The 20,653-nt window shown below is 62.5% G+C and carries 18 protein-coding genes; 14 read left to right on the plus strand and 4 right to left on the minus strand.

Translation table 11 applies throughout. The features are described from left to right. The first annotated feature begins 3 nt into the window (after window positions 1–3). The 8 genes from LMTR21_RS14715 (at window position 4) to LMTR21_RS14750 (ending at window position 8,986) form a co-directional block, all read left to right on the plus strand. Complete coding sequence (locus tag LMTR21_RS14715) at window positions 4–999, plus strand: HAD family hydrolase (protein WP_065750386.1); 996 nt, start codon at window positions 4–6, stop codon at window positions 997–999. Beyond that, window positions 996–1,244 carry a DUF3302 domain-containing protein gene (locus LMTR21_RS14720; protein ID WP_065750204.1) on the plus strand — a complete coding sequence of 83 codons (249 nt, stop codon included), beginning with the start codon at window positions 996–998 and terminating at the stop codon, window positions 1,242–1,244. Before LMTR21_RS14715 ends, LMTR21_RS14720 begins: the two co-directional genes overlap by 4 nt. After that, window positions 1,241–2,182 (plus strand): HlyD family secretion protein, encoded by a 942-nt coding sequence (locus LMTR21_RS14725; RefSeq protein ID WP_065750205.1) that lies wholly within the window; start codon window positions 1,241–1,243, stop codon window positions 2,180–2,182. Before LMTR21_RS14720 ends, LMTR21_RS14725 begins: the two co-directional genes overlap by 4 nt. A 17-nt stretch (window positions 2,183–2,199) precedes the next feature. Then, on the plus strand, window positions 2,200–3,639 hold the full coding sequence (locus tag LMTR21_RS14730; protein ID WP_065750387.1) for a DUF1254 domain-containing protein: 1,440 nt from the start codon (window positions 2,200–2,202) through the stop codon (window positions 3,637–3,639). After that, window positions 3,636–4,658, plus strand: a complete 1,023-nt coding sequence (locus LMTR21_RS14735) for a DUF1254 domain-containing protein (protein WP_065750206.1) — start codon at window positions 3,636–3,638, stop codon at window positions 4,656–4,658. Before LMTR21_RS14730 ends, LMTR21_RS14735 begins: the two co-directional genes overlap by 4 nt. A 169-nt stretch (window positions 4,659–4,827) precedes the next feature. Beyond that, complete coding sequence (locus tag LMTR21_RS14740; RefSeq protein WP_065750207.1) at window positions 4,828–5,841, plus strand: SphA family protein; 1,014 nt, start codon at window positions 4,828–4,830, stop codon at window positions 5,839–5,841. A gap of 51 nt (window positions 5,842–5,892) precedes the next feature. Continuing rightward, window positions 5,893–7,971 (plus strand): adenylate/guanylate cyclase domain-containing protein, encoded by a 2,079-nt coding sequence (locus tag LMTR21_RS14745; RefSeq protein WP_065750208.1) that lies wholly within the window; start codon window positions 5,893–5,895, stop codon window positions 7,969–7,971. Window positions 7,972–7,996: 25 nt separating this feature from the next. Further along, complete coding sequence (locus LMTR21_RS14750; protein ID WP_084030355.1) at window positions 7,997–8,986, plus strand: ABC transporter substrate-binding protein; 990 nt, start codon at window positions 7,997–7,999, stop codon at window positions 8,984–8,986. Between the two features lie 49 nt (window positions 8,987–9,035). Here LMTR21_RS14750 and LMTR21_RS14755 read toward each other — a convergent pair whose 3' ends face one another. Next, a complete protein-coding gene (locus tag LMTR21_RS14755) occupies window positions 9,036–9,236 on the minus strand; it encodes a hypothetical protein (RefSeq protein ID WP_141688038.1) in 201 nt (66 codons plus the stop codon). Window position 9,237: 1 nt separating this feature from the next. On the opposite strand from LMTR21_RS14755, the gene LMTR21_RS14760 reads away from it, so the two are divergent. After that, the gene (locus LMTR21_RS14760) at window positions 9,238–10,380 is read left to right on the plus strand and encodes an OpgC domain-containing protein (RefSeq protein ID WP_065750210.1); all 1,143 of its coding nucleotides are present in this window, start codon (window positions 9,238–9,240) and stop codon (window positions 10,378–10,380) included. Window positions 10,381–10,392: 12 nt separating this feature from the next. Here LMTR21_RS14760 and LMTR21_RS14765 read toward each other — a convergent pair whose 3' ends face one another. Continuing rightward, window positions 10,393–12,243, minus strand: coding sequence for an alkaline phosphatase family protein (locus LMTR21_RS14765; protein ID WP_065750211.1), 1,851 nt, complete (start codon window positions 12,241–12,243; stop codon window positions 10,393–10,395). A gap of 184 nt (window positions 12,244–12,427) precedes the next feature. On the opposite strand from LMTR21_RS14765, the gene LMTR21_RS14770 reads away from it, so the two are divergent. Then, window positions 12,428–12,691, plus strand: coding sequence for a hypothetical protein (locus LMTR21_RS14770; protein ID WP_065750212.1), 264 nt, complete (start codon window positions 12,428–12,430; stop codon window positions 12,689–12,691). A gap of 75 nt (window positions 12,692–12,766) precedes the next feature. On the opposite strand, the gene LMTR21_RS14775 is transcribed toward LMTR21_RS14770, so the two are convergent. Then, window positions 12,767–13,117 carry a hypothetical protein gene (locus LMTR21_RS14775; RefSeq protein ID WP_065750213.1) on the minus strand — a complete coding sequence of 117 codons (351 nt, stop codon included), beginning with the start codon at window positions 13,115–13,117 and terminating at the stop codon, window positions 12,767–12,769. Between the two features lie 210 nt (window positions 13,118–13,327). On the opposite strand from LMTR21_RS14775, the gene LMTR21_RS14780 reads away from it, so the two are divergent. The 4 genes from LMTR21_RS14780 (at window position 13,328) to LMTR21_RS14795 (ending at window position 17,951) form a co-directional block, all read left to right on the plus strand. Further along, the gene (locus LMTR21_RS14780; protein WP_065750214.1) at window positions 13,328–13,780 is read left to right on the plus strand and encodes a PPC domain-containing DNA-binding protein; all 453 of its coding nucleotides are present in this window, start codon (window positions 13,328–13,330) and stop codon (window positions 13,778–13,780) included. 74 nt (window positions 13,781–13,854) lie between these two features. Next, complete coding sequence (locus LMTR21_RS14785; protein ID WP_084030373.1) at window positions 13,855–14,346, plus strand: YciE/YciF ferroxidase family protein; 492 nt, start codon at window positions 13,855–13,857, stop codon at window positions 14,344–14,346. A 264-nt stretch (window positions 14,347–14,610) separates the two neighbouring features. Then, complete coding sequence (locus tag LMTR21_RS14790; protein ID WP_065750216.1) at window positions 14,611–15,138, plus strand: hypothetical protein; 528 nt, start codon at window positions 14,611–14,613, stop codon at window positions 15,136–15,138. A 152-nt stretch (window positions 15,139–15,290) separates the two neighbouring features. Then, complete coding sequence (locus tag LMTR21_RS14795) at window positions 15,291–17,951, plus strand: bifunctional diguanylate cyclase/phosphodiesterase (RefSeq protein ID WP_065750388.1); 2,661 nt, start codon at window positions 15,291–15,293, stop codon at window positions 17,949–17,951. 233 nt (window positions 17,952–18,184) lie between these two features. Here the strand turns inward: LMTR21_RS14795 and LMTR21_RS14800 are convergent, their stop codons facing one another. Beyond that, window positions 18,185–20,647: a hybrid sensor histidine kinase/response regulator gene (locus LMTR21_RS14800; RefSeq protein ID WP_065750217.1), complete on the minus strand. Its 2,463-nt coding sequence runs from the start codon at window positions 20,645–20,647 to the stop codon at window positions 18,185–18,187. Window positions 20,648–20,653: the final 6 nt, after the last annotated feature.

The raw sequence follows: 20,653 nt of genomic DNA on the forward strand, positions 1-20,653 counted from the left end.
GCGCTGCTCGCGATATCGCTCGGCGCCGTGGCATGCGACAGTGCCCGCGCGCAGCAAGATCCGCTGCCGTCGTGGAATGACGGCCCGGTCAAGAAGTCGATCACCGATTTCGTCTCGCAGGTGACGACCCAAGGCGGCGCGGATTTCGTGCCGCCTGCCGAGCGCATCGCCACTTTCGACAATGACGGCACGCTGTGGTGCGAGCAGCCGTATTACTTCCAGGTCGCCTTTGCCCTCGACCAGGTCAAGGCGATGGCGACAAGGCATCCGGAATGGAAGACGCAACAGCCGTTCAAGGGAGTTTTGGAAAAGGACATGAAGGCGGTCGCCGCCGGCGGCGAAAAGGGCCTGCTGCAGATCATCGCCGTGAGCCACAGCGGCATGACCACGGATTCGTTCTCGAAATCCGTGCTGGACTGGCTTGAGACCGCAAGGCATCCGCGCTTCAACCGGCCCTACAACAGCCTCGTCTATCAACCGATGCTGGAGCTGCTCGCCTATCTGCGCGCCAATGGCTTCAAGACCTTCATCGTCTCGGGCGGCGGCATCGAATTCATGCGGCCGTGGGTGGAGAAGGCCTATGGCATTCCCCCTGAGCAGGTCGTCGGCTCTTCCGGCGTGGTCAAGTTCCAGATGGGCGCGGACGGCAAGCCCGTGCTGATGAAAGAGGCGAAGGTCGAATTCATCGACGACGGTCCGGGCAAGCCGGTAGGCATCAACCGCTTCATCGGCCGCCGCCCGATCTTCGCCTTCGGCAACTCCGACGGTGACCTGCAGATGCTGCAATGGACCACGGCGGGAACAGGCGCGCGCTTTGCCGGCATCGTGCATCACACCGATGAGGTGCGCGAGTACGCCTACGACCGGCAATCCAGGATCGGCAAGCTCGACAAGGCGCTGGACGCCGCGGCAGCCGGCGGCTGGACCGTCGTCGATATGAAGAAGGACTGGAAGGAAGTGTTTCCGCCGACGCCGGCGACCATCGGAAGATCACCATGACCGGTTACGACATCTTCGCCTGGATCGTACTGATCATCCTGATAGCCACGCTCGTCTTCGTGTTCTGCCTGTTTGGCTGGCTGCCGGGACACATCGCGCGATCTCGCAATCATCCCTGGGCGGATGCGGTCAGGGTGGCCGGCTGGGTCACTCTGGTTCTGGGTTTTGCGCTGTGGCCGGTCGTTCTGATCTGGGCCTATGTCGATGTACCCGCGCCACGCGAGCCGCGGAGGGCGCAGCCATGATGATCGCCATCATGTCGGTCTATCTGGCACTGCTGTTTGGCGCGGTGTGGTTCGGCCTCATCCGCTTCAACACATTCTGGAAATCCTCGCCGCTCATCCTGCTGCTGTTCCTCAACCTCGCTTTGTTCATCCCGATGGGCTGGGGCGCGCCGCAGGGGCCGGCGCTGGTCTTCCGCAACGCGGTGTCGATCGTGCCTGATGTGGCGGGCGAGGTGACCGAGGTGGCGGTGGTGGCGAACACGCCGCTGAAGGCGGGCGACGTTCTGTTCAGGATCGACGCCACACCCTACGACGCGCAGGTGAAGTCGATCACGGCGCAGCTCAAGCTCTCGACGACGCGCCTTGCGCAGATGACCCAGCTCTACGAGCGCGACGCCGGGCGCGGCTTCGACGTCGAGCAGCGGCAGTCCGAAGTGGATCAACTCACGGGCCAGCTGCAGGCCGCGCAGTGGAATCTCGACAAGACCGTGGTGCGCGCGCCGGCCGACGGCTACGTCACCAACCTCGCGCTGCGCAAGGGCGCGCGGGTGGCGAACCTGCCGCTGTCGCCGGCGATGGCGTTCATCGATACCTCCGATACCCGCGTCGTCGTCGAGATCAACCAGATCGATGCGCGCTACATCGCACCGGGGCAGGAGGCCGAGATCGCCTTCAAATTCGTGCCCGGCCGTGTGTTCGGCGGCAAGGTCGAAAGCATTTTGCAGGCGGTAGCAACCGGGCAGGCGCAGATTTCCGGCACGGCCGTGGCACCAAAGGAGATCCAGACGGTGCCCTTCGTCGTGCGCGTCAAGCTCGACGACGAGGATTTTGCAAAGAAGCTGCCAGCCGGCGCCACCGGCACGGCCGCGATCTACACCGAACACGTCAAGGTCAGTCACATCATCCGCCGCGTGCTGCTGCGGCAGGTGGCGATCCTCGACTACGTCAATCCGTTTTGAGGGAGGGAGTGAGCATCATGAACAAGAAGTCGCTCTTCGCATCATTTGCGATCCTGATGATCACATTGCCTGCCCAAGCGCAAAATCCTTCCGCCGAGGAAATCAACCGGCGGCTGATTGCGGGCCGCGCGTTGGAGGCGGCGATCTGGGGCATGTCGGCGGTCAACACCGATCTGATGCGCCAGGAAATGCTGACCAAGACGCCGGGCAAGGTGAATCAGTTCATCTATTGGGGCCGTCCGCTCGACTGGAAGAACCAGACGCTCACCCCCAATCCCGACACGCTCTATTTCATGGCGTTCTACGATACGAAGGTCGCCGGTCCGATGGTGATCGAAGTACCGCCTGGCGACGATCAGGGGTCGCTCAACGGTAACATAGTCACGGTCTGGCAGACCTCGCTGGAGGACGTGGGCCTGCTTGGCGTCGATCACGGGGCGGGCGGCAAGTTCGTCATTCTCCCGCCGGGCCACAAGGATGCGGTCCCCGACGGCTACAGCATTTTGCGCTCGGATACCTACGGCGGCTATGCGCTTGTCCGTTCCAATCTCAGAAGTCGCAGTGATGCGGATGTGGCGGCATCGGTCGCTTATGCCAAGCGCGTCAAATTTTATCCGTTATCCGCTGCGGCCAATCCGCCCGAGACTGTCTTCACCGACGTCAAGGACGTCAACTTCGACTCGACCATCCGTTACGATGCGAGCTTCTATCAATCGCTCGACCGCGTGGTGCAGAGCGAGCCGTGGATTGAGCGCGACCGTGCGATGATCGACCAACTCCGTACCATCGGTATCGGGAAGGGGAAGCCATTCAATCCGGATGCGAAGACGCAGGCTACGCTCACCGCCGCTATTGGCGAGGCAAAGGTGCTGCTGGAGCAGCGGTATGACGCGGGCTTCCCGGTTTTCTATCCAGAGACGCACTGGACCATGCCGGCATTATCCGAAGCCGTCGAGGGCCAGAGCTCGACCTACGCCAACCCCGACAAATACGCGATCGACGCGCGGGGAGTGGCGTACACCTATGCCTACATTGCGATCAAGCGGCTGGGTGCCGGCCAATTCTATCTGATCTCGATCCGCGACAAGGAGGGGCAAGCTTTTGACGGCAGCAAGACCTATCGTCTGCGGGTACCGGCGGACGTTCCGGTCGCCCAGTACTGGTCGGTGACCGCCTACGACCGCGAGACTCACGCGCTGATCAAGAACATGCCGCGCGCGAGCCGCGCCTCGAATGCTGCCGACTTGCAGAAGAATGCCGACGGTTCCGTCGATATCTACTTCGGACCCGCAGCGCCCGCGGGTAAGGACACGAACTGGGTGCCCACCGACCCGGCGCGGAAGTTCGAGTTGATGGCGCGCTTCTACGCGCCGAAGAAGGAGTTTTTCGAGAAGACGTGGAGTCTGCCTGACATCGAGAAGGTCGGTGCAACAGTTGGAAGTGGAGCAAGGCAATGAAGACAATCATCGTCTGCATCTTCCTGGCTGCGACCGCTAGCGCTGCGCGCGCCCAGGGCGGAAACGCTGTTCCCGTCACGCCAGACAATTTCGCCAGGGCCGAGAGCGACATGTATTTCGCGGCGTCGGCCAAGGACGCCGGCGGCACGGGAAAGCTCCTGCATCGCCGCGATGTCGTGCCGGTCGAGAAGCAGCCTGTGGTGCGGCCAAACCGCGACACGCTCTATTCATCGGGCGTGTTCGATCTTGAGGCCGGTCCGGTGACCTTGACGCTGCCTGACGCGGGCAAGCGCTTCATGTCGCTGCAGGCGTTCAACGAGGACCACTATGTGGTGGGCGGCGTGCGTTACGGGGCAGGCAAATACAGGTTCGACAAGGGAAATGTCGGTACGCGCTACATGCTCGTTGGAATCCGCACGCTGGTCGACCCCAACGATCCCGACGACATCACGCAGGTTCATGCCTTGCAGGATGCCATCAAGATCGACCAGCAAGGCAGCGGCAAGCTCGAACTGCCCAATTGGGATCCCGTCAGCCAGAAGAAGGTGCGTGATGCCTTGATTGCTCTCGGCTCGACGACTCCCGATTTCAAGCGCGCGTTCGGCGCAAAGGATCAGGTCGATCCCGTCAGGCATCTGATCGGCACCGCCACGGGGTGGGGCGGCAATCCCGACAGGGATGCCACCTATCTGAACGTCACTCCCGGCAAGAATGACGGCACGACGATTCACAAGCTCGTTGTCAGGGATGTGCCGGTGGACGCGTTCTGGTCGATCAGCCTCTACAACGCCGAAGGCTATTTCCAGAAGAACGACTTCGACGCCTATTCGCTCAACAACATCACCGCGCAGAAGTCCGCCGATGGTTCGGTTGCCGTTCAGTTCGGCGGCTGCGACGGCAAGATACCAAATTGCCTGCCGGTCATGACGGGCTGGAACTACACCGTGCGGCTCTATCGGCCGCGCGCGGAGATCTTGAGCGGCAAGTGGGAATTCCCGGAGCCGCAGGTGGTGAACTGAAATGCACGGTGTCGGGCATAGCGATGTGACGACGCAGCCACACCGCGAGGCAATCGCGGCGCCGGGCGGGTTCCGCCGTGCAAAGCAGCCTAGGATTGCATGATCTCGGCGAAGCGGATGATTCGAGGCCTCTGGAGAAGTCAGGGCGAACAACAAGAAGGAGATAGCCATGGGACAGGTGAAATCTCGCGTGACGGCCGGCCTAGCGGCAGTTCCAGCACTCTTGCTGTTTGCACATCCGCAGGCTGCCTGGGCCGATGCTGGCGGACTCAGCTTCTGGCTCCCTGGCATATTCGGCAGTCTCGCTGCTGCGCCGGCGGTGCCGGGATGGTCAACCGCCACGATCTACCTGCATCTGCAGAGTTCGGCCGGTGGAGAAAAGGATTTCATCAGGGGCGGCAATGTCGTCGCCGGCCTCAATGCGAGGGCGGATGTCGTCGTTCAGGGATTCACTTACACCTTTGCTACGCCCTTCCTGGGAGCCCAGGCCGCGGTCAGCATTCTCGGCGCGCCCGGAAATGTCGATGTCGGTATCGACGCGACACTCACGGGCCCACGGGGCAACACGATCTCGGGAAGCCGGAGCGACAATCGCTGGACGTTTGCCGACGTGTTCTATCAGGGAACGCTCAAATGGAATCAGGGTGTCCACAATGAGATGGTCTATGTCACGGGAAACATCCCGAGTGGCACGTATGACGTCAACCGTCTCGCCAATTTGAGCTTCGGCTTCGTCGCGGTCGATGCCGGCGCCGGCTACACCTATCTGAATCCCAAGACCGGGAACGAGTTTTCCATCGTTGGAGGACTGACCTACAGCTTCGAGAACACGGCGCTGCAGTACCAGAACGGCATCGACTTCCATGTCGATTGGGCCGCATCGCATTTCCTGAGCAAGAACATGCTCGTCGGCCTCGGCGGCTATTACTTCCAGCAACTCACGGGCGACAGCGGACCGGGGGCGAGGCTCGGCGACTTCAAGGGGCGGGTACTCGGCATTGGGCCACAAGTCGGCTTCATCTTTCCGCTCAATGAGGGCTATCAGGGCTACCTCAACCTGCGGGGATTCAGGGATTTTGCGGCGGAGAACCGGCCTGAAGGCTGGACGGCATGGGTTACCTTCGCAGTGTCACCGGCCCCGCCGGAGCACGCCGCGTCAAAGCCGATCACCCGCAAGTACTAGGAGACAAAGGCAACGACAGACCCGATCAAGGACACGCGCCCCACGGGCCTGATGCGGCTGCGCATCGGCTTTCGGACCTCGATCATCACGGTGTTCATCGCGGTGGTGCTGTTCGTCGGCCTGACGCTGGTCTATCTGAGCTTCGAGCGCGTCTCGCAGATCACGCGCACGGCGGCGGCCGGCTTCATCGGCAAGGTCGCCCAGCTCGGCGCCGACCGCATCGACAGCCAGTTCAGGAACGTCCGCGACGGCCTCGTCATCCTGAGCGGACTGCCGTCGATCCAGGAGGCAGATATCAACGACAACACGAGGCTCTACGGCCTGATGGCCTCGATGCTGCGCAACAACCGGCAGCTCTTCAATCTTTACGTCGGATATGAAGACGGCTCGTTCCTCGAAATGGACATGATCGATCGTGCCAAGCCCGGCTTCCGGGCGAGCCTCAGTATTCCGGAGGACGCGCTGTTTCGCCTGGTCGTCATCACGAAGACGGGCGCCTCGGCTGCCTCAAGCACGCTGTATCTGTCCGAAAATCTCATCCAGGTCGGCGAGGCGGCGGGGCCCGCCGGCTACGATCCGCGGCAGCGGCCATGGTACACCGACGCCTTCAAGAACCAGCAAACGTTGCTGACCGGCCCGTACATTTTCTTCGCCACGCGGCAGCCGGGTTACACGCTGCGCATTCCGCTGAAGGAAGGCCGCCGTGGCGTCGTCGCCGGTGATATCCTGCTCAACCAGTCGGAGGCCATGCTGAACCAGCAGCGGCTCGGAGAATCCGGCAGGGCGTTCCTGTTCAACGATGACGATCGCATCGTCGCGCATCCCAGGATGAGCGAACTGATGAGCGACCACGAACACGGCGATGAGCTGCCCGGTATCGGGTCGGTCAAGCTGGCGGGCCTTATGTCTGCCATCAAAGCTTGGCGTAGCGAGGGAGAGGCCCAGCAATTCTTCGAGGACAAGGCGGGACGGACCTATGTCGTCGCCTTCCATCGCATCGAAACCGCCGGCGACGCCAATATCCGCCTTGCCGTGATCGCGCCGCTGGACGAGTTCTTCGCGCGGATCATCGCGGAGCGGCGCACGCTGTTCGCGCTGGCGCTGGCCTTCGTCGGGGCGACGTTGCCCTTTGCGTTCTGGCTCGGTTCGCTGATGGCGCGATCCTTGCGAAAGCTTGCCCGGGAAACCGACGAAATTCGGCGGTTCCAGATGGCGGACCATCCGCGCATTCATTCGGTCGTTGCCGAAATCGAGGATCTCGGGCGTTCGGTGTTCACGATGCGCACGGTGGTGCGCAATTTCTCGAGCTTCATTCCAAGACAGATCGTCCGGCAACTCATCGAAACCGGGACGTCCCTGGAGCTCGGCGGATCACGCCGCGAGGTCACGGTGCTGTTCACCGATGTCGCGGACTTTACCGCCAAGACCGAAAAGGCCGACCCTTCGCAGGTGATGATCTACACCTCGCGCTACTTTGCGGCGCTCTCCGAAGAAATCATGAAAAGCGAAGGCACGGTCGACAAGTTTATCGGCGATGCCGTGATGGCATTCTGGAATGCGCCGGCCGACGATCCCGATCACGCGGTTCATGCCTGCCGGGCCGTACTTGCGTGTCTGAACCGAAACGACGAACTCAACCGAACGTTCGAGCGCGAGGGGTGGCCGTCCTATGTCACACGATTCGGACTTCATACCGGCGACGCCGTGGTCGGGAATATCGGCTCGGCTGACCGCATGAACTACACGGCGCTCGGCGCCAGCATCAATCTCGCGTCGCGCCTGGAGGGTCTCAACAAGGGATACGGTACGCGCGTGCTGGTCAGCTCGGCGGTGCGCGAGCGAACCGGGCACGTGTTCTTGTTCCGCAGCGTCGACCGCATCAGGCCGAAGGGATTTGCGGAGCCTGTCCCGATCAGCGAATTGCGCGGCGAGCGCGAGATGGCCAGCGCCTCCGAACGAAACTTCTGTCGTCGCTGGGAGGAGATTTATGTCTTGATCGAGCGCGGCGATAGCAAGCAGGTCACCGTCAAGCTGCGCGCCTTTCTCACCGATTATCCCGGCGACGGTGTCGCGCAGTATCACGCCGGGCAGTTGCGTGTCGCGTTCAAACAGGAGAGTGCGCGTGAGTGATCCTGGCGGCAGGCGATTTCTAACCGTGAACCGGCGGCAGGCGATGGCGATGGTAGCGGGTACCATGGCCGGAACAGCTATCGGATCGCCGCGGATCGCGCGGGCGCGCACTAAGATCCGGCTCGGCTATTTGCATGTCGTTGCGGTGGATGGCCAGATCTGGACCGGCCTCGACCGCGGCAGTTTCGACAAGTACGGTATCGACTTCGACCTGCTCGAATGCAATACCGGGCCGGAAGTGTTCGAAGCGATGGCGGCCGGCAAGATCGATGTGCTCTCCGCCGGCGGCGTGATCTCCAATTATCTCGCATTGGGGCATGGCCGCGGCTTCCTGATCAACGACATCGAGGTCGCCACCACGCAGCTTTGGGTCAGACCCGACAAGGGTGTTCGGACGTTCGCCGATCTGAAAGGCAAGCCGATCGCCACTACCACCAGAACCACGGCGCATATCTTCCTCGACCGCGCACTGCGCGCCAACAACCTGGCGCTGGCCGACGTCGAGATTCGCAACAGCAGCATGTCGGCGGCGGTGGCATCCTTCATCGCGGGCGAGGTTCCGGCCGTGGCATTGTGGGTGCCGTTCAACATCGCCGTGCGCGAGAAACTGCCGGGCGCTGTCAAGCTGGTCGACGCCTCGGCCTTCTATCCGCAATCCGCGGTGGTCGGTGGCTGGGTGGCGCGGCCGGAGTATTACGCCGGCAACAAGGAGGTGCTGGCCAGCATTGTCAAGGGCTGGGCCGAGGCCAATGATTACATCGTCCGCAATCAGGCCGCCGCTGCCGAGGCGCTGCAGAAGAGCCACTATCCCAACGCCACGCCTGCCGACATCACCGAGGCGCTCAAGGCGCAAAAGATGTTTTCGTCGCGGGAGTGGAAGCGGCTCTATTCCGACGGCACGGTCACCAAATGGCTGCAGCAGGTCAGCGACTTCTTCATGGCCGATGCGGGCGTGACCAATGCCTCGCACGCCACCGACTATTTCGACACCAGCATCTATCTTTCCACGATCTGACGATCTTGCTTCTGTCGCACCGGCTATTTCCTCTCGCCCTCTTTTTCTCTCATGCTTGAGCCTCAAGATCATCACTGCGGTGATGATCGAAATCGCGCGGCTCAACCAACCATGTACGACGTTGAACATGCGCAACGCTGGCGCGCAGATTCATCTCGAGTGACAGCGCGAAGAATAATTTTTTGAAGGTGAACCAGCTCACACCAATGCAGTCAGCTGCAGGCTCATCTTGCCAGCTTGGGGTAACCAAGATGCACGATCGAACCGCCATCCCCAAAGTAACGTTCGGCAAGCTGCCGGAGCCGCAAGGCCAAGCCCGCGACTTGCGAATAGATGCCTGCCGAGGCATTGCGCTGTGGTTCATCTTTCTCGACCATGTCCCAAACAACATCGGAAGCTGGCTGACGTTGCGGAACTACGGCTTCAGTGATGCCGCGGAAATATTCATGTTCGTCTCGGGCGTAACCTGTGCGCTGGCTTACGGTAAGGCATTACGGTTCGAGGGATGGACCGGTGTGATCCGCCGGACACTGCGGCGAAGCTGGGACATTTATGCCGCATTTCTGCTGCTCACGCTCGCCTGCGCCATCCTGGTTCACCTCGCAGGAAGCGGCCGTCTCGCCGACGAGAGCAATACGCGCGTACTGCTGGACCATCCGGGCGAGATGCTCGCGCGCGCGGCGATACTGCAGTACCGTCCGGTCAATACCGACGTATTGCCAGCCTTCGTGCTTCTTCACCTCTTGTTCGCGCCGCTGTTGTGGTTGCTGCTGCGGGCGCCGAACGTGACGCTTGGCGCTTCGTTGGCGCTCTATGCACTGGTGCACTTCTTCGGATGGAGCGTCCCGGCGTGGCCGAGCGGTAATTGGGCCTTCAATCCGCTGGCATGGCAGCTGCTCGTCGTGCTTGGCGCGTGGTGGATGATCGAGGACAGGAGAGTCGGACCGTGGGTGATGTCACGTACGGCGCGTGCACTTGCCGTCCTGTATTTGCTCCTCAGCCTGGTCATCGTATTAAGCTCGCACATCAGGCCGCTGGAAGCGCTAATCCCGCAGGCGCTATCGCAATTGCGGTATCCACTGGACAAATCGAATCTCGATCCATTGCGACTGCTGCATTTCTTGGCCATAGCGGTTTTGGCGGCATGGCTCATGCCTCGTGATTGGCGGGGGCTAGAGACACCGTTGATGCGTGGCGCGATCCGCTGTGGCCAGAACTCGCTGCCAATCTTTTGCGTCGGCGTTCTGCTGGCGTTCGCCAGCCACATAGCATTGCTCGAGATCTCGAACGGGCTTGCGATGCAGATTGCACTCAGTCTCGGCGGCATCGGGGCGATGATCGCGTCCGCAACGCTGCTGGGCTTGATCGGCACCAAACCCAAGAAGCAATCATGATACGGCTTGCGACTATTTCCCCGCCGTCTTCTGCATTCCGCCTTTCACTTCCAATCCCAGCGTCCGGCCCGGAAAACCCGCGGCATCGAAATAGCGCTGCGAGCCGACGCGCTGGAAGTTCAGCACGGTGCGCAGGCCGTTGGCCGACAGTTTTGACGTCACGGTGCCGGCATAGGCTTTCGGCGTTGCACCGTTCGGCATCGCCTCGGTCATGACGCGGCCGATCAGTTTGCCCTTGGCCTTTTGCGTGAGCCCCAGCAGCTTGGCGGCGGTGGCGCCGACGTCGGCATTGCTGACGGGGAGGGGATCGATATAGCCCGATTTGAAATCGGGTCCGATCGCCGCCGTGAAGTTCAAGGTGTCGCCACGGCTGAAGCTGCCATGCATGCCCTGGCCCTGGCGCAGCACGGTGTCGGCAATCTGCACCGAACAGTTGGTCGGCTCGTCGCATCCCGACGACCACGAGCGGAAGTTGACCACGATCGACGGATGCGGCACCACCGCCTTGCCTTTGAGGCCGAGCTGCGACATCGGCAGCGTGCCCGAGAAATTCCCGAACTCGTCATCGACAAAGATGCCGCTGACGTAGTCCTGCTCCAGCAGCGCCTTGATCACGCGGTCCGCGAGCTTGCGTTCTTTGGACGGGATATAGATCAGGTCCGATCCTCCATTGGTCGCGACCACGACATCCGGTTTGGCAGGATCGTTTCCGATCAAGCCATTGCCCGCCCGGGGATGGGCATTGTCGCCGACGCGCGCATTCTTGCCGTTGGGATCGAACAGCGGCAGGTTCAGCGCTTTCGCCAGATCAATGGCGACGAAGCCCATGGGCAAGAAATCCTTCGGCGTGTCCTCGTAGGAGATTTTCGCCGCGGGGCTGGTCTTGCTCTCCTTCGAGATCGTGGAGAAGCCGTGATCGGAGGAGACGATGATGTTGGTGTTCGCGGCGAGGCCGAGCTCGTCCAGCGTCTTGCGGAGCTGGGCGAGGTTGTTGTCGGCGTTCCTGATGCCGGCCATCGAGGTTGGGCCGTTGATGCCGGGCGTGATGGTGTTGAGGCTGTCGCCGGTATTGTGCTGGCTGCCGTCGGGATCGCGCGACCAGAACACCAGCACGAACGGCTTGTTGCGCGCCTTGAAAATCGGGAGCACGACTCTGGATGCGACGTCGGCCATGTAGGCCTGTTGCGCGACATTGGCGCTCGTGGTGCCCGGCGTCTTGGCGTCACCGGCCTTGCTGTTCTCGCCGCGCGGCGGCGTCTCCAGCGGCAGGCCCGCCTTTGTCAGCGCCTCCTTCATTTCATCCGACAGCGGCACGCCGTTCTTGCCGCCGGTGGCATCGTCGATGATGATGGAATGCAGCCCGGCGGTGCCGACCTTGTCGGTATGGTCGAAGATGAAGGTCGGGCCGTGCTTGCCGATGGCCGCGGTGCTGTAGCCCTTCTCGCGCGCCATTTTCAGAAGCGTCTCTTCGTTCAGATAGTCGCCGCCGAATTGCTCGTCGACTTCGAGCAGGACGGGATTGACTTCGAGGAACGGCGTGACGGTGTTGTTGGAGTGGGCAACGGGCCGGGCGGTATAGATCGTGTTGCTGAAGGTGCCGGTGTCGCCGAGATAATGGCCGCTCGCCATTGCCGATCCGTTCGCCATCGTGAAGGTCGGAAACAGCGAATGCGAGTTCTTGAAGTTGACGCCCTTGTCGCGCAGCTCGGCCATTGCAGGCGCGGTCTGCGGCGTCACGATGCGACCGCGCAGGCCGTCCGGCACGAACAGGATCAGGTTACGCGGCGTGGCGTTCTGTGCCGAGGCGGCGCTTGCGGCCAGCGTCATCAGGCCGGCGGACAGCGACAGGATTGTGCGGCGCATCAGTTTCTCTCCAAGGTCCGGGCCCAAGTCACGGCGCTTGGCCGTTGCGCTCGTGTAGTTTTTCTCTGCAACAGGATTGTTACATCTGATGGAACCGGGCTCAAGGTAGCAAGGTTGCAGTTCCTGCGAACGGGCAGGCGGAAACATTGCGGCCTGACGCCGTTTTCATGAGCAGGAGGCTGCCATGAGCAAATTTCACGAGAGAGCCGAGGCTCAGACAAAGCAGATCATCGGGCAAATGCTCGGCGATGAGTTGTTGGTCCAGGAAGGCAAGGATCAGCAGCGCGAAGCGACCGAGCCCGAACCGCCTGCCAAGGGAAAGAACAAGGGAAAGGACCAGGGCATCGTGCGCGATGAGCGTGGACAGGAACAGCCCCGCGACAAGGAACGCGCCCAGCGTGTGAGCCGCGTCGACCGGGGCGGCGATCCACCCGGGAAAAAGGTCTGACGGGGCATCTGCCGCCGGGAAACGAAAAGGAGGCGGCCCGAGGGCCGCCTCCAGTCATAATACGCCGTTGTTTGCTTACTGACAGATATGGCGGCGGCCGTCCTCGCCCCGGAATACCGTTCCAGGCTGACAGATGAATCCATTGTTGTAGCCACCGTAGTAACGCTGCCCGTAGGAGCCGTCATTATAGGCGTAGACGTCGTTACGGAACGGCGCGGTCGCAAGCGCGCCGGCCGTGCCGATGGCGCCGCCCACCACGCCTGCGGCTACTTCACCGGGCCAGAAGCCGCTGGGATTATGATACATCCGCTGCTGCGTTTGCGGCGAACGGATCGAATCCGATCTTCCATGACGATCCTGCGCCAGCGCAGGCGCCGCGATCGCGGTGGTCAGAACTGCGGCTGCTGTCAGGAACTTCAAGTTCATCAGTCTTCTCCGTGATGGTGACGCCGGGCCAACGACCGGCACCCGCGACCGTTCCGGTATCGTGATCGCTCCATTTCAAACGGATGTGAGGTTTTAGTTCCGCCACATGTTCCGCAATCGTGGTCGCTTGGAGCTGCGAGAGCGCCAGAGGCTCCGGGGAACGATGTCAGGCCATGCCGATTGATCGGGACAAACCGAGCGAGGTCATCCATGAAAAGCAAGCGTATCGCCGCCGACGACAAGGCGCAGGTTCACGTCGTCATTCTGGACACGGGCGAGGAGGCCTTTGCCGCGCTCACCCGGTTCGTCAGGGAAGCGGGAGTTTCGGCGGCGTCGCTGACGGCGATCGGCGCCTTTGAACGGGCCACGGTCGGATGGTTCGACATCGCCTCGAAAAGCTACCGCAAGATCGAAGTCGGCGAGCAGTGCGAGGTCCTGAGCGCGCTCGGCGACGTTGCTGACGGCGATGACGGCCAGCCCAGTCTCCATGTCCATGTCGTGCTGGGGCTTGCCGATGGTTCGACGCGCGGCGGGCATCTCCTGGCGGGCACGGTAAGGCCTACGCTCGAAGTGGTCCTGACCGAGGTGCCGGCGACCCTTCGACGCCGGAAGCGGGCCGATCTCGGGATTGCCCTGATCGACCTTGCGGCGAGCGGCGGCTGACGCATTCGCTGCGTCGCTTTAGGAACCATTTCACGCGGCCCTCTGTTGTCAGCGCACCATCAATGGAGGACGTCATGGCTGAGAAGGACCTCAACGATCTATTTCTGGATGCTCTCAAGGACATCTACTACGCCGAAAAGCAGATCCTGAAGGCGCTGCCGAAAATGGCGAAGGCCGCCAATTCCGACAAGCTGCGCGCTGCGTTCGAAAAGCATCAGGACGAGACCGAGGGACAGGTCGAGCGTCTGGAAAAGATCTTCGAACTGCTCGGCAAGGCCGCCCGCGGCAAGAAGTGCGATGCGATCGAGGGCATCATCGACGAGGGCAAGGAGGTCATGGAGGAGTACGCCGACACACCGGCGCTGGACGCCGGCCTCTTGGCCGCGGCGCAAGCGGTCGAGCATTACGAGATTTCCCGCTACGGCACGCTGAAAGCCTGGGCGACCAAGCTCAACAATCCGCAGGCCGTGAAGCTGATCGACCAGACGCTCGCCGAAGAAAAGAAGACCGACGAGACCCTGACCAAGATTGCGGAAACCGCCGTCAATTACGAAGCTGCCGCCTGAATGCGGTGCAGCGGCCGGCGGTGCTCTGGCCTTTGGATGTGGGGCGCCGCCGGCCAACACCACGCTGGAAACTGCGGAAACGGTGAGCATTTCGCCGGATCGCGCCAAATATCGCGCAGGCAGCGCTGCAAAAAAATACCCGTCGTAGTAGCCAATTTGCGAGCTCTCGCAAATATTTGCGCAGGCGGCGCCAACGTAAGCAAACGTTTAGTCGCCGTCCGTAAAATGCCAGCATCAGCTCCTGCATTAACCCCTGGTTAAGCCATGCGCCTGCTGCCGATGAAAGAGCCGGATAGGTCCTGGCGAGCAATCAAGGGCCAGTGGAAGAAGGACGCCGAAAGCGTCGGCGAGGACTTTTCAACTTTTTCGACCGGAAGCTTCTCCGCCTACGATGCCCTGACCAAGGACGGCGACAACCCCAACCTCTATTGTCTTTCCGACGGCGAGCGGATTCATGCGGCCTGCCAGGTCAGCCGCCTGATGATGAGCAAGTTTCCGGGGCCGATCCTGCGCGCGCGCTTCATCGTGGTGTCGCCGATCTACGAACTGGGTATCGCCAACGCCGGCCAATACGCCCAGATGATGGTGGCGCTGTTCTCCGGCATCGTGTGGCTGTCGCGCGATACGATGACCGCCAGCCACATCCGCTTCTTCCTGAAGAGCCCTGGGGATGCGCAGTTTTTCGCGCCGCTGCAGGCCGCGACCGAATTGTCGCCGTTCTCGGAGTTTTCGATCGACGGGGCGCTGATCGAGTGCAGCCTCAAGGAAGCTGAAATGGCGGAAAGCGCCTGATTCCGCGGCCGCCTTAACCTTGCGATAACTCATTTTGCTAACGCCCTTTTGGGTTGTGTTCCCTACAACAAGCGGCTGTGGGGGCAGCGAGAATGCTGAGCAATTCATCGGAAGACGTCATCGCGGGGAGCCGGCCGCTGTCAGGTCGTGCCATGCCGTGGCGGGCCAGGTTGGGCGCGATCCAGTGGCTGATCCTGAGCGCGGCGGCCCTCGTGATCGCGATCATGCTCGGCACCGCCTATTTCGCCATGCAGTATCGCGAGCGGGCGCTTGAAGTCGCTGAGCGCGAACTCAACAACAGCGCGCTGTTGCTCTCGCGGCATTTCGACCAGCAATTAAGCGATCTCCAGCATGTGCACCAGGACATCGTGGCGCAGCTGCGGGCCGAGGGGGTCAATACATCAGACGAGTTCGAAAGGAAGATGTCGACGCTGAGCGCGCACGAGATGCTGCGCACGAAGCTTGCGGTGCTGCCGCATGTCGGCGCGCTGAACCTGTGGAGCACCAGGGGCGCGCTGGTCAATTCTTCCGAGATGTGGCCGGTGCCGGATGCGAGCGTTGCAGAGCGCGGTTACTTCAAGGAGTTCATATCGGGAAGGCCGACGCCCGACGTTATCGTCGAGCCGGTCGTGAGCAAGGTCACCAAGATCTGGACCACGGTCTTTGCGCGCAAGATCGTAGGCCGCAACGGCGAGATCATCGGCATTGCCGTTCGCGGTGTCGAGCCGTCCCATTTCGAGGACTTCGTCGCTTCGCTGGCGCTGGACGCCGACACCGCGATTTCGATGATCCACCGCGACGGCACCATCATCGCCCGCTATCCCAAGGACGATAAGCTCATCGGCCTTAACGTCGCCAATACGCCGTCGTTTCAGCGCGCGCTGGCGGTGGATGGCAATATATCCGGACGGTTCATCAGCGAGAGGCTGACCGAGGACAAGGTCGGTGCCGTCAAGTCGCTGAAGCACTTTCCGATCCTGATCGTCGCGACCACCAGGACGGAGACGGCACTTGCCGACTGGCGGGCGCAGACCCGGCTGCAGTTCTTCGCCGCAGCTTTGGCCGTGTGCGTCGTGATCGGCATGGTCTTCCTGATCGTGCGCCAACTTCGCCGCCAGCATGCCGCCGCGCAGCACAAGCTTTCGGAAAAGAGCCAGCATCTCGACACCGCCATCAACAACATGACGCAGGGCCTGCTGCTGTTCGATTCCTCAGGCCGCCTGGTGATCTGCAACCGGCGCTATATCGACATGTTCGGGCTGTCGCCGGAGATCGTCAAACCCGGCTGTCATCTGCGCGACCTGATCCAGCACCGCTGGGAGCGCGGCTCCTTTGTCGGTGACGTCGACGCTTATTGCGCCCGCTTTCTCGATCCCAACGGCAGCCTCGTACAGGACACCGTGACTTCGACGCCCGATGGGCGCACGATCCGGCTGATCTTCAAGCGCTCGCCGGACGGCGGCTGGGCCACGACGATGGAAGACGTCACCGAAGGGCGGCGCGTCCAGGCCAGGATCGAACATCTCGCCCATTACGACGCGTTGACCAATCTGCCGAACCGCACGTTGTTCCAGCGCCATGCGGAAGGATTGCTGCTGGAAACCGAGGGGCGCAAGTTTGCGATCCTCTATATCGATATCGACGAGTTCAAGCGCATCAACGACACGCTGGGACATCTGATTGGAGACGAATTCCTGAAGGGCGTGGCGGAGCGGCTGCGCCAGTCAGTCGGGGCCGAAGATTTCATCGCCCGTCTCGGCGGCGATGAATTCGCCATTCTGCAGGACGGCATCGAGAGCGCCGAGGACGTTCACGCGCTGGTCGCGCGGATCTATCAGGCGCTGCGCACCCCCTTCGATTGCCACGGCCATCGGCTCTCCAGCGATGCCAGCATCGGCATCGCGATCGCCCCGCGCGACGGCTCGGACCTGTTCTATCTCCTGAAGAACGCCGACCTCGCGATGTATGCGGCAAAGGCGGCCGGCCGACGAACCTATCGCTTCTTCGACCCCGAAATGGAGCAGCAGGCCAATCATCGCCGCGAGCTGGAGGCCGATTTGCGCGCGGCGCTGGCGGAGGGCGGTTTCGAGCTGCACTACCAGCCGCAGGTTGACCTGCGCCGTGACGTCGTGACCGGCTGCGAGGCGCTGTTGCGCTGGCGGCATCCGGTGCGCGGCATGGTTTCGCCCGCCGACTTCGTGCCGGTCGCCGAGGAAACCGGACTGATCGAGGAGATCGGGCAGTGGGTGTTGCGCGCCGCTTGCGCGGAAGCTTCGAGCTGGCCGTCGCATGTCCGCGTCGCCGTCAACGTCTCGCCGATCCAGTTCCGCTCCGAAACGCTGTCGCTGAAGGTTGCCGCAGTCCTCAACGAAAGCGGGCTCGATCCGCGCCGGCTGGAGCTCGAGATCACGGAAGCCGTCCTGATCGCGGACGACGACGCTGCGCTGGTGACGCTGAACCAGCTCCGCGCGCTCGGTATTCACATCGCGCTCGACGATTTCGGCACCGGCTATTCCTCGCTGCAATATCTGCAGCGCTTTCCGTTCGACAAGATCAAGATCGACCGCTCCTTCGTCAAGGAAGTGACGCGCAATTCATCGTCGGCCTCGATCATCCGCGCGGTGGTCAGCATCGCCGCCGACCGCAACATGATCACGACCGCCGAAGGCGTCGAGACGCTGCAGCAGCGCGAGACCGTGCAGAATCTCGGTTGCACCCAGATGCAGGGTTACCTGTTCAGCGCGGCGCGTCCGGCGCAGGAAATCCGCGCGCTGCTGGCGTCGGGCAGGGCAGGGGTCGAGGTCGCGGCGTAAGGCTGGGAGACTAAAGCGTGATGATTTTTGGTTAGATGAGTTTAGCCGCAGCGCGCTTCACCTCTCCCGCTTGCGGGGGAGGTCGGCGCGAAGCGCCGGGTGGGGGCTCTCCACTCGGGCAGTATCGCCCGCGGAGACACCCCCACCCCAACCCTCCCCCGCTTTGCGGGAGAGGGAGCGCACCTTTCTCCGTGGTCGCAATCAAATCTAATTTCATCATGCTTTAGGCTGCTTCAGGCCGGCTGCGGTCGGGCCTCGGAAATCGCCTTCCGGAGAATCCGCGACAGCAATTCCACCGAATAGGGTTTCTGGATCAGTTCGAAGCCGCGGTGGGCGTTTTCCGCCAGCACGTTGCTGTAGCCACTGGTCAGGACCACGGGCAGGCCGGGATAACGCTCCCGTATGATGCCGGCGAGCTCGACGCCGTTCATACCGGGCATGATGACGTCGGAAAACACCAGATCGGCGGAGAACTCGTCCTCGGCGAGGATCGCGAGTGCGGCATCCGCGCTGGCGACGCGGCGGACGGTGTAGCCGAGATCTTCCAGGAGCTCGGTGGAAAATTGTCCGACGTCGTCATTGTCCTCGACCACAAGCACGCGGTAGCCGCGGCCGCGGGTCGCCGGCTCGCTGCCGGCTGTGGCAGCGATGATGGCGTCGGCCGGCACCGCGGCCTGCGGCAGGTAGATCGTGAACGTCGAGCCCTGACCGGGCTCACTCGCGACCGCGATGTCGCCGTCGGATTGCTTGGCAAAGCCGAACGCCTGGCTGAGGCCGAGGCCGGTGCCCTTGCCGACTTCCTTGGTGGTGAAGAACGGCTCGAAGATCGTCTCGAGCAATTCGGGTGCGATGCCGCAGCCGGTGTCGGTCACGGTGATGGCGACGAAGTCGCCGTTGCGGGCGGGCTGGGCGCGCAGCGGCGGAATGGCATCGACCTTGCGGACGCGGATGACGAGCTGGCCCTCGCTGTTCATGGCATCGCGGCTGTTTACGGCGAGGTTCATCAGCGCCGTCTCGAACTGCGCGATATCGGCGATCGCGAAGCAGTTGAGATCGGCGATCTCGACGTCGATCCTGATACGGGCGCCGACGAGGGGACGGATCAACTGCGCCACGGACTCGATCTGGGTGCCGACATTGAACACCTGCGGCTTCAATGGCTGCCGGCGGGCGAACGCCAGCAATTGTCCGGTCAGCTTGGAGGCGCGCTCCACCGTCTCGCCGATGGCGTCGATGTAGCGGCGGCGTCGCTCCTCCGGCAGTTCGCGGCGGCGCAGGAAATCGGTTGCAGAACGGATGATGGTCAGGAGGTTGTTGAAATCGTGCGCAACGCCGCCGGTCAATTGTCCGACCGCTTCCATCTTCTGCGACTGGCGCAGCGCTTCCTCGCCCTTGCGGCGCTCGGTGACGTCGATGGCCTCCGGTACTGCGCCGATGACGATGCCGTGGCGGTCATGCAGCGGACGCATCGCGAAATCGAAATAGCGGTCGCCGACCGGCAAATGCAGCAACATCTCGATCTTGACCTCTTCGCCGCGCATCACGGCAAGGAAGGCGTGGTGCACGGCGTCGCTCATGCCGGAGGTCGCGGCAAACCATGGCGTGTCCCAGAACGGCTGGCCGACCACGGCGCTGGCTTCCGTGCGGATTCCGGCGAGCGCCGTCCGGTTGGCATAGAGCACGTCGCCATGCTGGTTGAGCAGCGCCTGATATTGATGGCTGGTTTCGAAGATCGCCCGCATCTGGGCTTCGCTGGATTCGAGCTGCGCGGTTCGTTCGGTGATCCGCAATTCGAGGATTTCGTTCAGCCCGCGCAGATCGTGCTCGGCCTGCTTGGCTGCGGTGATGTCATGAGCGACGCCGATGAAGCCATTGTGCTGGCCGGTCGGATCCCAGCGCGGTTGGGATTCCGACCGCAGCCACCGCCATTCGCCGTCGGCGCGCTGATAGCGCGCCTCCAGCACGAACGGCTTCAGCGAGGCCTCGCCCGCGACCGATTCCTGCACGATGCGCGACTGGTCGTCCGGATGCAGCCGCTTGCGCCAATCGAATACGATGGCTTGCTCGAACGGCAGGCCGAGGAAATCGAGATAGGCCTGGTTGGCGAAGGAGCGTGTGCGGTCGAGCTTGGTGACCCAGATCGGCACCGGCGCGCTGTCGGCGATCAGGCGGAAGCGCTCCTCGCTTTCGCGCAAGGTGGCCTGAGCCAGCATTTGAGGGGTGACGTCACAATCGGCGCCGACCAGCCGCAGCGCGCGGCCGTCAGCCTCGCGCTCGATCTTGGCAACGACGCGGATCCAGCGGGTCTCGCCGTCGTTCGGCCGGACGATGCGGTATTCGGCCGAATAGTCCTCGCTCCCGCTCTTCAGTATGCCGAACAGATGCTGGACCGTGCGCTCGCGATCCTCGGGATGGATTCGGCTGACCCATTCCTCATAGGTTTCGTTGGCCGCCTCCGGCGGCAGGCCGTGAACCAGGAGATATTCGGGAGAGCGGCGGTTTTTGACGCCGTCACGGAAATCGATTTCGAGACCGCCAACGCCGGCGATGCGCTGGATCCGCGCGAGCTCCGCCTCGCGCTCCTGCAGCGCGCGATGCGCCTTGTCGCGCTCGCTGGCAATTTCCTGCAGATGTTGCCGCAAGCGTTCGGCGGCGGCAGCTTCAGGCCAGACGTTCGTCGTGTCGGAAGGGTTCATGCGGGC

The organism is Bradyrhizobium paxllaeri, from assembly GCF_001693515.2.
Taxonomy (GTDB): domain Bacteria; phylum Pseudomonadota; class Alphaproteobacteria; order Rhizobiales; family Xanthobacteraceae; genus Bradyrhizobium; species Bradyrhizobium paxllaeri.